This is a genomic window from Aliivibrio fischeri ATCC 7744 = JCM 18803 = DSM 507 (genome assembly GCF_023983475.1).
Classification (GTDB): Bacteria; Pseudomonadota; Gammaproteobacteria; order Enterobacterales; family Vibrionaceae; genus Aliivibrio; species Aliivibrio fischeri.
The window spans coordinates 1,073,315-1,085,838 of sequence record NZ_CP092713.1 but is presented as its reverse complement, the minus strand read 5'-3'; the positions used below and the strand labels follow the sequence as shown (position 1 = coordinate 1,085,838).

The 12,524-nt window shown below is 36.0% G+C and carries 15 protein-coding genes; 2 read left to right on the top strand and 13 right to left on the bottom strand.

Features of this window, described 5'->3' with window-relative positions; all coding sequences use genetic code 11:
- Positions 1-31: 31 nt before the first annotated feature.
- The 3 genes from AVFI_RS18425 to AVFI_RS18415 form a co-directional block, all read right to left on the bottom strand.
- A complete protein-coding gene (locus AVFI_RS18425) occupies positions 32-475 on the bottom strand; it encodes a GNAT family N-acetyltransferase (RefSeq protein WP_054776380.1) in 444 nt (147 codons plus the stop codon).
- A 736-nt stretch (positions 476-1,211) separates the two neighbouring features.
- Positions 1,212-1,655 carry a GNAT family N-acetyltransferase gene (locus tag AVFI_RS18420; RefSeq protein WP_054776381.1) on the bottom strand — a complete coding sequence of 148 codons (444 nt, stop codon included), beginning with the start codon at positions 1,653-1,655 and terminating at the stop codon, positions 1,212-1,214.
- 160 nt (positions 1,656-1,815) lie between these two features.
- Complete coding sequence (locus AVFI_RS18415; protein ID WP_054776335.1) at positions 1,816-2,451, bottom strand: hypothetical protein; 636 nt, start codon at positions 2,449-2,451, stop codon at positions 1,816-1,818.
- 82 nt (positions 2,452-2,533) lie between these two features.
- Here AVFI_RS18415 and AVFI_RS18410 point away from each other — a divergent pair, with 82 nt between their 5' ends.
- Both AVFI_RS18410 and AVFI_RS18405 read left to right on the top strand, forming a co-directional pair.
- On the top strand, positions 2,534-2,842 hold the full coding sequence (locus AVFI_RS18410) for a transposase (RefSeq protein WP_214651632.1): 309 nt from the start codon (positions 2,534-2,536) through the stop codon (positions 2,840-2,842).
- A complete protein-coding gene (locus AVFI_RS18405) occupies positions 2,797-3,690 on the top strand; it encodes an IS3 family transposase (protein WP_188863971.1) in 894 nt (297 codons plus the stop codon). Before AVFI_RS18410 ends, AVFI_RS18405 begins: the two co-directional genes overlap by 46 nt.
- Positions 3,691-4,185: 495 nt before the next feature.
- On the opposite strand, the gene AVFI_RS18400 is transcribed toward AVFI_RS18405, so the two are convergent.
- From AVFI_RS18400 to AVFI_RS18355, 10 genes are all read right to left on the bottom strand, one after another.
- Positions 4,186-4,416, bottom strand: a complete 231-nt coding sequence (locus AVFI_RS18400) for a cupin domain-containing protein (RefSeq protein ID WP_054776343.1) — start codon at positions 4,414-4,416, stop codon at positions 4,186-4,188.
- Positions 4,417-4,424: 8 nt separating this feature from the next.
- Complete coding sequence (locus AVFI_RS18395; protein WP_199414926.1) at positions 4,425-4,955, bottom strand: GNAT family N-acetyltransferase; 531 nt, start codon at positions 4,953-4,955, stop codon at positions 4,425-4,427.
- Positions 4,952-5,221, bottom strand: coding sequence for a type II toxin-antitoxin system TacA family antitoxin (locus AVFI_RS18390; RefSeq protein WP_054776342.1), 270 nt, complete (start codon positions 5,219-5,221; stop codon positions 4,952-4,954). The genes AVFI_RS18395 and AVFI_RS18390 overlap by 4 nt, the downstream gene beginning before the upstream one ends.
- 247 nt (positions 5,222-5,468) lie before the next feature.
- Positions 5,469-6,005, bottom strand: coding sequence for a DUF924 family protein (locus AVFI_RS18385; protein ID WP_054776341.1), 537 nt, complete (start codon positions 6,003-6,005; stop codon positions 5,469-5,471).
- Positions 6,006-6,727: 722 nt separating this feature from the next.
- Positions 6,728-7,294, bottom strand: coding sequence for a TIR domain-containing protein (locus tag AVFI_RS18380; protein ID WP_054776326.1), 567 nt, complete (start codon positions 7,292-7,294; stop codon positions 6,728-6,730).
- A gap of 8 nt (positions 7,295-7,302) precedes the next feature.
- A complete protein-coding gene (locus tag AVFI_RS18375) occupies positions 7,303-8,130 on the bottom strand; it encodes a macro domain-containing protein (RefSeq protein ID WP_155663021.1) in 828 nt (275 codons plus the stop codon).
- 717 nt (positions 8,131-8,847) lie between these two features.
- On the bottom strand, positions 8,848-9,555 hold the full coding sequence (locus AVFI_RS18370) for a hypothetical protein (protein WP_054776323.1): 708 nt from the start codon (positions 9,553-9,555) through the stop codon (positions 8,848-8,850).
- Positions 9,556-9,711: 156 nt separating this feature from the next.
- Entirely contained in the window at positions 9,712-10,434 is a 723-nt protein-coding gene (locus AVFI_RS18365; RefSeq protein ID WP_061030751.1) for an NYN domain-containing protein, read from the bottom strand.
- A 712-nt stretch (positions 10,435-11,146) separates the two neighbouring features.
- Positions 11,147-11,572 carry an N-acetyltransferase gene (locus AVFI_RS18360; protein WP_054776361.1) on the bottom strand — a complete coding sequence of 142 codons (426 nt, stop codon included), beginning with the start codon at positions 11,570-11,572 and terminating at the stop codon, positions 11,147-11,149.
- 251 nt (positions 11,573-11,823) lie between these two features.
- On the bottom strand, positions 11,824-12,453 hold the full coding sequence (locus AVFI_RS18355; RefSeq protein WP_188864000.1) for a LysE family translocator: 630 nt from the start codon (positions 12,451-12,453) through the stop codon (positions 11,824-11,826).
- Positions 12,454-12,524 lie beyond the last annotated feature (71 nt).

The window sequence follows — 12,524 nt, the reverse complement described above, 5'->3', positions numbered from 1 at the left end:
CCGAATGTAGCAAATCGTGTTGATGCATTTGTTATAAGCACATTCTCACACGGTTCATATGAACAAATTGAGCATCTTCGGATGTTACTTGGAAACCAAATTTACGATATAAACCGCCTACCCGATTACCTTGCAAATAACACAATTTCACTGGTTTATTTTCACTATCAGCAAACTCTAAACATTGACTTAAAATCTGACTTCCTATGCCTTTTCCGTGAAAACTTGGTAATAAAAAGAAACGGCAAAAATAGAAATGATCACCTTTGTTTTGAAGCAAATAGCTACCTACTGCGTCACCTGATATTTCAATAATGGTTGGCTTTTCTTCATCCCATTCATCTTGATGCATTTCACGTTGGATTTTATCGTCCCAACCAAATACAGCCTTAATTGGCTCAAATTCAGCTGCCTTTTTAAGTTCAAATAAGAACTCAAAATCACTATCTTTCGCTGAACGCGTAGAAAATTTCAAACCTTTACCTCTGGCTCAAATAACCTTAATAAATCGGTGCTTATAACGCTGGCATAACACGTTTATTACTGTGCCAACCAACCTGAATTAACCGCCCTAATCACAAAACCCAAGGCAAACCTAGAACGCCGAGTGTAATAAATCGTGTTGATGCGATTGTTGTGCGGACTTACTTTCGACTTGGCCAACTTGGTAAAGAACTGCTCTGCCAAGATTTTTGATACCCTGATTTTAATTTACCAATGGTAATTAAGCGAACAAAATGAACATAAAACTGGAAATAATGTGAAGAAAAACAAATACATTTACAACGCCATTTGAACGACTTGGTTTCAGCAGATTTTGAGTTGATAAACCAAATACACTCGCCACAATTGGGATTGAAAATGCGGCGAGGAAAACACGGATGCAGGTTAAAATGAGGCAACACCAAAGAACCATTGAAGCGTAAAAATGCCTCTGAAACGCCTGAATTTAGACCGACAATACTTAATTGCCGAACCTGATGAAACGAACACTAAAAGACAACAAAGAAGATAATTTTCGATGACTAAATAGCGCTTACAAAAGTCTCGTTTCCATTGAGGAACCGTGCAAAAAATTTCGGACTCAGTACGCACAACGCCTGCATAACACGTTTACTACCAAGCAATTATACTTAAAATTAACACCTTAAAACGAGAAACACTCGGCAAACTGAGATTGCCGAGTGTAGTAAATCGTGTTGATGCATTTGTTATAAGCACATTCTCACACGGCTCATATGAATAAATTGAGCATCTTCTGATGTTACTTGGAAACCAAATTTACGATATAAACCACCTACCCGATTGCCTTGTAAATAACACAATTTCACTGGTTTATTTTCACTATCAGCAAACTCTAAACATTGGCTTAAAATCTGACTTCCTATTCCTTTCCCGTGAAATTTTGGTAATAAAAAGAAGCGGCAAAAATATAAATGGTCGCCTTTGTTTTGAAGCAAATAGCTACCTACAGCTTCACCTGACATTTCAATGATGGTTGGTTTTTCTTCATCCCATTCATCTTGATGCATTTCACGTTGGATTTTATCGTCCCAACCAAATACAGCCTTAATTGGCTCAAATTCAGCGGCCTTTTTAAGTTCAAATAAAAACTCAAAATCACTATCTTTCGCTGAACGCGTTGAAAATTTCAAACCTTTACCTCTGACTCAAACAACTTTAAAAAATCGGTGCTTATAACGCCTGCATAACACGTTTACTACTATACAGACTTAGCTGAATTTTAACGCCTTAATCACTGAAACTAAAGGCAAACTGCAACGCCGAGTGTAGCAAATCGTGTTGATGCATTTGTTAGCTGCGTCGTTCAATAATTGTATGAATTAAATCAGTCACTAGCATTTGTAATGTTGTGTGTAATAAACGAACATCCGTCGCTGCTACTTTTATATGATCTCCAGATAAATGCTGATCGTAGCCCAACTTTTGTAGCCTTACAGTTACCTTACCGCCATTATGAACAATCGAGTTACGCAATTCTCGTGAAATAGAAATCGATTTAGATGACCAATATCTAGATAGTCCGCTTTCGCCAAAATATTTTATCAATAGACTGTTAAATTTACGGTCAGTAACTCGGAGATCCTCCTGCTCTAAATAGCTTAATAATGAAACTAGTAAACATTCATATGCATAATAAAATGAGCAATAGGAACTTTCTGCAACTTTCCAAATTGCACCATTAAATCCAATATTGTTAAATAAGCTATCCCACCTTACTATTTGGGTTTTCTCTAGATTATCATCCGGTATTGATGCCAGCCATGGTAAAGTAAACATTCGAGCAGTTCCCCACCATTGATTTACAAAATCATCAACAATGCTATCTAATCCTTTACCTTTAGTGATGATAAATATATTTTCAATCCATTTCTTATCATGTAAGTCTTCAAAGCTTGAATAGCTTTCCTCAACAAATATTGTTTTCAATTTTCCCCCTAAGCAGTGGAGTTACCCACGTTTTGTAGACACCACATTAAGTTAGAACTACAGTCTAATCAAGGGGTGTTATATGAGTAAACAAAGAAAGTCAGCGTACACGGAAGAGTTTCGAAAAGAAGCTGTACGTCTCTCACAACTTCCAGACCGAACTGCAACACAAGTTGCTAAGCAGCTTGGTGTCAGTGCGCAACAAATAGCTAATTGGAAACGTCAATTTACACGCCTCTCTGATAAACAATTCAATACCCTTGAGGGTATTGATTATTCAAAGCAGGAGACGAAAGAAATGCAGCAATTAAAACTTGAAAATATGCGACTCAAAGAAGAGTTAGAATTCTTAAAAAAGGTCTCTGCGTACTTTGCGAAGCGCCAAGAGTAAAGTACGAATATATTCATAGCTTTATCGGAGAATACACGGTGACGCTGATGTGTCGCGCTTTGAAGGTATCTAGATCTGGATATTATCGCTGGAGATGCCGCTCACCGAGCGAGCGGCTATTGAGAAGACAACATTTTGAGCTGCTAATTATGCAAACTTATGCTGAGTTTCGAGCTCGTTATGGAGCAGTTCGAATTACCAGGGAATTAGTCGCACAAGGTGAGACCTGCAGTGTTAATTATATTGCTGATATTATGGTAGAAAAGCAGATAAAAGCACGTAATGGCAAGTCATTTAAATATATCAAAGATGTTGCTGCTATAACGAACGTAGCTGATAACTTATTACGTCGAGATTTTGAATCGCCAGTAGCAAATCAAAAATGGGTAACAGACATTACTTATATCTGGGTTAAAGATCGTTGGCTATACTTAGCTACAGTAATGGATTTACATTCTAGACGTATTGTTGGTTGGTCATTGAATACAACAATGACTGAACAACTGGTGACTGATGCTTTGAAAATGGCATTCACATCACGTAAGCCCCCTAAGGGGCTTATTATCCACTCAGATCGCGGTGTACAATATCGTTCTCAAAAGTACCAAGACTTTATGCGTAGACATGGCGGAGAGCCAAGTATGAGTCGTAAAGGTAACTGTTGGGATAACGCAGTAATGGAATCATTTTTCAGTCGACTAAAAGTCGAACTGATTTATGCGGAAGATTATCAATCTATAAATGAAGCCAAAGCTGGGATCTTCGAGTACATCGAAGTGTTCTATAATCGTAAAAGAAGGCACTCAGCGTTAGGCTATGTAAGCCCAGTTGAGTATGAAAATAAGTAAAATAGAGAGTGTCTACTTTTCGTGGGGTACTCCAGCAGCTAACGCCGCAATAACACGTGCGAACGCCTTACTTCCCAAACCAATTATACTTCAAACCACAAACGCCGAATGTAATTAGCATCGTGTTGATTGCTTTGTTACACGATCTTTGTCAACGCTTCGCTTTAATTGGTAAAGAACTGATTTACCAATAATATTTAGAAACCAATTCTAAATTACAAAAGCTAAATTAGCGAACAAAAGAAACGTTCAACCACAAAAACTGCGAAACGAAGCAATCCTTTTTCTAGCACCATTTGTACGATTTGGTTTCAGCAAGTTTTGAGTTGATAAACCAAATATTCTAACCACAATTGGGATTGAAAATGCTGCGAGCAAAACACTGATGCTGACCGAAATGAGGCAAAACCATGAACAATTGAAGCGTGAATTGGTTTCTGAAATCCATGAACTTTTGGCAATAATGGTCAATTGCCGAACCTGATGAAATGAAAACTAAAAGGCAACAAAGAAGAAGGAAAACCGCCCAACTTCCACATCTAAAAATCGAACGGTTCTATCGCAGAACTGAGCCAAAAAAACTGCAATCTTTAGTTCGTGTAACGCCTGCATAACACGTTTGCTACCATGCAGATTGAGCTCAAATTTACCACTTAATACAGTAAACTCAAAGAAACCTAGAATGCCGAGTGTAGCAAATCGTGTTGATGCATTTGTTATATTCACTCTTACGTCTAAATGAATAACTGACCGACTGTTTTCATCGGAATGAACATTCTTACACGACCATTGATTTCACAAAGAACCTCGAAACCATATTTTGCGTAGAATGACTCTGCTTGTTCAGTTAAACAATCAACAACAATGGCATAAGCTCTCATGTGAGAGTTAATTTCCCAAAGGTATTCGAGAGCTTTGATTAAGCTAACTTTACCTAGCCCACTTCCATGAAATTCTTTATGAACTGCAAGTTGAGCTAAAAGGAAAACAGGAACTGGATAGCGCGGTAATTTTTTAGCCATCGATTGTGGCAACGTATCACGACTAATCGAACTTGGCGCAATACTATAAAATGAACAAATTGGATATTTCTGATTTGGTAATGGCACTAAAGCAGGCAAAACCATTGTGCGGCTGATACCTGCTTGCATATGTTTAGCAGCTTGAGTTTGGATAAAATCATTTAACTCTTTTTCCCCACAGTCAAATGATGCTCTATCGTGCTGTGATTTATCCAACTCTTTGAAAGTTTTGGAATAACTCACTTAAACTCACCACTTTTAGTAAATGCAGCCGCTTCAAGTAATGCGTTATTCGGAGCCTTAGCCTCATCACAAGCAGCCATGAATTGGTCAAATACATTTGCTTCAACAGTGATGCTTTCATGCTCAGAAATCACCTGAGTTGAATCTTCGTCCATTAGACGAACAACATATTCTGTTAAGCTTTTTAAACCAAGTAAAGCTGATGCTTTTTCAGCCTTAGCTTTGATTTCTTCATCCAAGCGGATATCAAGTCTTGCAGTAGCCATAAAACCTCCAATTGTACGGAGTAATTCCGTATTTGATCTAAGTATAAGATTTAAACAACCAAAGCGCAACTTGTACGGAATTAATACGGATTTAATTTTTAAGCTTTGTGAATATAACGCCTGCATAACACGTTTGCTACTATGCAGATTAAGCTCAAATTTACCACTTAATACGGTAAAACCAAAGAAACCTAGAATGCCGAATGTAGCAAATCGTGTTGATGCATTTGTTATGTTGCTTAATCCGCTAGAAACTAGAATTTGGCTGTTTGAGGAATTCTAATTCTTCTTTTGTTGAAATACGGCCAAGAATATCATTTCTATGTGGATAACGACCAAATTGCTCAATAATCACTTTGTGCTTATGTTCGAAGTCGATATTACTTTCAATTCCAACGGATTCAAATAATTTAACGGCTTCAATATGGATTAACTTTGATTCGCTATGCATAAATGGCATATACATAAAAATACGTTGTGCATCTGTTAATTGCTTATCTAAACCATTAGATATCGCAAATTGAGCTAAAGACAAAGCCATAGGGTCACAAGAAAATGAGTCTGGTTTATCACGATAAATGTTACGTGAAAACTGATCTAAAATGATGATTTCAGCCAATGCTCCTAGCGCGGTTTGACGCCAAGAAAATAATTCACCAGCTTTTGCTTCATTATGAATATCTGAAAAACGAGTTTGAATCATCAAATCTAATTCTTCATTTTTCTGCCACCAGTCCTTTGGCTCAAGTTCATTAAACCAAAAGTCTATGATTTGATTATACATTCTGCCCCCTATTTATATGAATTTTCATTGCAACATAACGCCGCAATAACACGTGCGAACACCTTACTTTCCAAACCAATTATACTTCAAACCACAAACGCCGAGTGTAATTAGCATCGTGTTGATTGCTTTGTTACACGATCTTTGTCAACGCTTCTATTAACTTGGTAAAGAATTGATTTACCAAGATTTACTGTAAACTGAGTTTAATTAGACTGACTCAATTAAGCGAGCAAAATATCCAACCAACGACAATAACTGTGAAACGAAACAATCCCTTTTTCTTACACCATTTGTACGATTTGGTTTCAGCCTGTTTTGAGCTGATAAACCAAATATACTCGCCACAATTGGGATTAAAAATGCTGCGAGCAAAACACTGATGCAGACTAAAATGAGGCAAAACCATGAACAATTGAAGCGTGAATTGGTTTCTGAAACCCATGAACTTTTGACAATAATGTTTAATTGCCGAACCTGATGAAATGAAAACTAAAAGGCAACAAAGAAAAAGGAAATCCACCTTACTTTCTCGCCTAAAAAACTAACGGCTCAATCGCTGAACTGAGCCAAAAAAATGCATTCTTAGAGTTCGTGTAACGCCTGCATAACACGTTTACTACTATGCAATTATACTTAAAATTGACGCCTTAAAACGAGAAACACCCGGCAAACTGAGATTGCCGAGTGTAGTAAATCGTGTTGATGCATTTGTTATACGATTAATTTAACCCAAAATTTGAATTAGCTTCCTCACTGTAGATTCCATAGCCTTTGCCAGTTGGCTGTTTTTGTATATTAAACTGCCCAATTGCATCAATTAACGGTGCTTTCTTAAAAGGAATATGAATGGCATTAACTGACCCGTTTTCTATTCTCTGTTTCAAAGATTTTGGCCAATAATGCGATAAATTCTTAGGATTACGAATCGCATTCTCTGTATTAATAATAGAAGACGCATACACAATAATTACTGGCATTTTGCATTTATCAATTGCGTGTTCAATTTCAAATGGCACCCAGTCAGTATCATCTTTCGTTGTTTTACCAATAATTAAAACAAGGTGCTTAGAATTATTAAGTCTTTGAACTAAACGAGAACGTAACGTTATTTTTTTACTGCTATCACGTACGGATGCTGTCTTTTCATGACTGTTAATAAATGAAAAATCATCATCAGTTTTATTTGTCCAAGCTTTCATCAAATTATAAAATTTGATATCTGAGGCTGTAGGATCTGTTGTTCCATTCGCATGAAATGCGATATATGTACCATTTCTATATGCCATCTTTATCCCTATAATGTTTGATAATAACTTTCTATGATATTAAGACTAACTTCATCTTTAACACTTTGATGTAAGACAATATCAAGACCATTAATTAATGTAAGTTTGTCATTTAATGTTATAGATAACAGTAAGAATTCAAGTAACTTTTGTTTCGGTAGTTCAAGTCCTGAATGCCCCCCACCAATAAGAGGTACATTAACTCTATTTCCTTGTGAGTTTTGTTCAATATAATCAAATAAATCACATAATACTCTTTGGTACTCTGATTTAGTAACTTCAGCTCGATAGTTCTCATTAAATTTAGTCAATGCAACTAAAAAGTATCGCTTGCCTTCATAAGGAACACAAGCAACCGTTCCAAGTGCATAGCGAGAATGATTACCTTGCTTTCTAGTTTTATTTACTTCAACCGGCACTATATTTTTTAATGATGCTGAAATTAAACGTTTCAGTAGTTTTTCGTTACCTGAAAAAAAACGTTTCACGAAAATACCATGTATCGTATTAGAACTAACAACTTTTTCATCAACTAACGTATCAAAATAATCATTAACAGGAATGACGACAACCCCTTCTTTTTGAAAAAGATCACCAAACCCAACATCAACCTTTAAATTCTCTCCCAGTTTCAACTTAACACTATTTTTAGGCAATACAGATATAACACCATAAATGATATTTATAATAATAATCGAACCTAAAAACAACCATTCACAATCTTTAACCAGATCATTTAATTGAGCTGAAAAGATTGCCCACAAGACAGTAACTATACTGCTAGTTATCCCTAAAGAGAGTAGAGTATTACGAACAAACAATCTAAAAGTCTTCATTATTACCTCTTTTAATCGTATAACGCCTGCATAACACGTTTGCTACGATACAGACTTAGCTGAATTTTACTGCCTTAATCACTGAAACTAAAGGCAAACTGACAACGCCGAGTGTAGCAAATCGTGTTGATGCATTTGTTACACGATCTTTGTCAACGCTTCACTTTAATTGGTAAAGAACTGATTTACCAAGATTTACTGCTAACTGAGTTTAATTAGACTGGCTCAATTAAGCGAGCAAAATATCCATTCAACGACAATAACTGTGAAACGAAACAATCCCTTTTTCTTACACCATTTGTACGATTTGGTTTCAGCAAGTTTTTAGCTTATAAACCAAATATCATTGCCACAATTGGGATTGAAAATGCTAAGAGCAAAATACAGATGGTGACCTAAATGAGGCAAAACCATGAACAATTGAAGCGTGAATTGGTTTCTGAAATCCATGAACTTTTGGCAATAATGGTCAATTGCCGAACCTGATGAAACGAACACAAAAAGGCAACAAAGAAAAAGGAAAACCACCCTACTTTCTCGCCTAAAAAACTAACGGCTCAATCGCTGAACTGAGCCAAAAAACTGCAATCTTAGAGTTCGTGTAACGCCTGAATAACACGTTTGCTACCATGCAAACCAAGCCAAATTTACCACTTAACGCTGCAAACCAAAAGAAACCTAGAATGCCGAATGTAGCAAATCGTGTTGATGCATTTGTTATATTTCAAATGCATAGCTTCCAGTTTCTCTGTCAAGTACTATGACTTTTCTAAATGCTTTCTTATCAATGCTAGACTTCAACATTCCAACATATTCGTCATAATCACCATATCCTAATGTATCAACTAAAACTAACCACCATTCTTTATAAGAATTTATATAGGGCTTAATTTTTGATGACTTGATATTAATACAATAAGTTATATTGTTTAATACCTCTTCACCAACCCAACCTCCCGTGTCATGCTCAGAGAAACATCCTAATCTAAAAGCAGAACTTAGCTTATCTGAATCACATCTTAAAAATTTAATTGAAAGAGCGTCCGTAACTTCATATTCCTTAACACAATCGATATTTGTAGCTGATTCAAATGAAGAAAGTAAATTATTTAATTTTCTTCCCGTTTTTTTTCTATCCCCAAAAGGTCTCTTTACCTTAATTTCAACCCAAAATTGACCGTCAGAAAAATCTGGTTGAAATGAGTGTAATATTCTTTTGATAAAGGAAATAATTGCTGACCGATCATCATCTAATCTTTTAATTTTACCTTGGATCTCAATATGTTCATTTAATCTAGTAACTTCAATAGCTATATCTTTATTTAACCGAAAATCAGGAGGTCTATTTCCATCTGGTTCATAGCATATTTTCCCAATGTTTAGTCCTTCGAGATAATTATGAGCTACTATTTCTTCTATATTCATACCTACGGTTTTCCATTAAAAAATATAACGCCGGCATAACACGTTTGCTATCATGCAGATCAAGCCTAAATTTACCACTTAATACGGTAAACCAAAAGAAATCCAGAATGCCGAATGTAGCAAATCGTGTTGATGCATTTGTTAAATTGCAAAAAACTATTTAGCTTTATTATTCTTAGCTTTTTTCTTTTCTCTTACCCAATAAACAGAACCATGCGTCTTTTTCATTTCGAATAAATCGATAGCTAAAAATAAATCGCTAAGTTTTTTGAAACCATAATTTCGAGGATCAAACGACGCATGATTTGATATATGCGTACCTATTTGCCCAAGCATTGTCCAACCATCATCTTCATCAACAGCACCAATAGCTTGTCTTAATAAATTCATAAGCTTAGTGTCACTTTTTATACTTTGGGTTTTCTTTTGAACAGGTTTATTTTCAACATCTTCTTGATCAAGATAGAGGAATTTAGAACAACTATTAACAAAAGCAGAAGGTGCTTTACGTTCACCAAATCCGATTATAAATTTCCCGTCAGCTAAAGCCCTAGTGACCAATGGAGTGAAATCACAATCAGAAGATACTATACAGATAATATCTACATCCTTTGTATACAAAACATCCATTGCATCAATCACCAAAGCAATATCTGTCGCATTTTTACCTTTTACTAAATCAAATTGCTGTATAGGCTGTATTGCGTACTCATGTAATACATCTTCCCAAGACTTCAAGGTGCAATTTTTCCAGTTACCATAAGCTTTACGAATATTAACAACTCCGAACTTAGCTAATTCAGAAAGAATTGAATCAATTTTAGCTGCTGGAGCATTGTCTGCATCGATGAATAATGCAATTTTCTCTTTATCTTTCAATATACTTTCCTTTGCGATTTAACGCTGGCATAACACGTTTATTACTATGCAAACCAACCTGAATTAACCGCCTTAATCACGAAACCCAAGGCAAACCCAGAACTCCGAGTGTAATAAATCGTGTTGATGCGATTGTTGTGCGTGCTTACTTTCGGCTTGGCCAACTTGGTAAAGAACTGCCCTGCCAAGATTTTCTAAGCCTAGATTCTAATTTACCGATGCCAATTAAGCGAACAAAATGTTCTTAAATTACGAGACAAAGTTCATGGAAAACAGATACATTTCTTACATCATTTGAACGGTTTGGTTTCAGCAGGTTTGGAACTGATAAACCAAATATCCTAACAACAATTGGGATTGAAAATGCTGCGAGGAAAACACTGATGCAAACTAAAATGAGGCATAACCAAAGAACAGTTGAAGCGTAAAATAGCTTCTGAAACACCTGAACTTAGGGAAATAAGGGCTAATTTGCCGAACTTGATGAAACGGAAACCAAAAGGTAACAAAGAAGAAATTCACGCTTACTAAGCCGAAACTACGAAAGTCTCGGATCTATTGATGAACCGTGCAAAAAATTTCGGACTCAGTACGCACAACGCCTGCATAACACGTTTGCTACCATGCAGATTAAGCCCAAATTTACCACTTAACACGGTAAATCCAAAGAAACCTAGAATGCCGAATGTAGCAAATCGTGTTGATGCATTTGTTATGTGTTTGAACTCATCGTGTATTCCATGTGCCCTGTATGCTCACACACTTGCTCACTGATTACAGTAAAACCTTGAGATAAATAAAATTGATAGCTTGCCACATTCTCAGAATATACATTTAGAGCAAGCACTGGGCATTGCTCTTTGGCATGGGAAATTAACTGCTTACCAATCCCCTTACCTTGATACTCTGGTGATACAAAAATTGCAGCTAACATATTTTCATACAAAGAATAGAATCCAACAACTTTTGAGTCCACCTCGGCCACATAAGTTATAGATGCAGGGATGTAAATATCACGCATATTATCAACTTGCGATACCCAAAATTCAGCAGATACGAAATCATGCGCTTTAATTGAGGAGTTAAGCCAAATATCTAAAACTGCATTGATATCTTGTGGAGTATATTGTCGTATCATTTCACTCTTAACCTTTTGTTTAATTGATAATAAACCTACATTATTTTCTATTCTGCAATCAACGTATTGAAGATTTACGACAAAATAAGCCTATATTTCCATCGGAAACACATAACGCCTGCATAACACGTTTGCTACTATGCAGATTAAGCCTAAATTTACCACTTAACTCGGTAAACCAAAAGAAATCTAGAATGCCGAATGTAGCAAATCGTGTTGATGCATTTGTTATATGCAAACAACCATTCTTACTATGAGGTCATTACTTTGATGCCAAAAATGGTAAACAATCCACCAGTGACATAATCTATAACCCTAGAAATGCGAGCATAAACGCTTTTAGCTGATTCATGGGAAAACACCGTAGCTAAGAATAAATGCCAACCAAGTGTAATTGAAACCATTGTTATCATAATTGCTAATATCATCGTTGCACTCATGTTTTCAGGCATGGAAACACTGAATAAACTAACGACGAAGAAACCCGTTTTTGGGTTTAAAATACTGGTGATAAAAGCTGAAATAAAAACCTTTCTTTTCGATGGTAATATCGTTTGATTGATTTCTGTTAACTCACCTAACCTCCTTATTTTTCGAGTTAGATAAATCTGACGCATTCCCAAATACAATAAATAACTACCACCGACCACTTTCATTAAACCAAATAATTTAGGGAAATGAGAAAAGAGAATAACTAAGCCTGAGCCTCCAAAAAACGACCACAATAACGTCGCACAACTAACACCGAAAGCAGAAAAAGCCGCAATTTTACGATCGTAATTAAGTGCAGTGTTGATCGTTAAAAGAACATTAGCACCAGGGGTCGCGACAGCTAGCATCCAAATTAAAGCTACATGAAGAAGAACCAATAAATATTCCATCATCTACAATCCAATAAAATAGCCTTTAAGCTTAAAATGCATATAACGCCTGCATAACACGTTTGCTACGA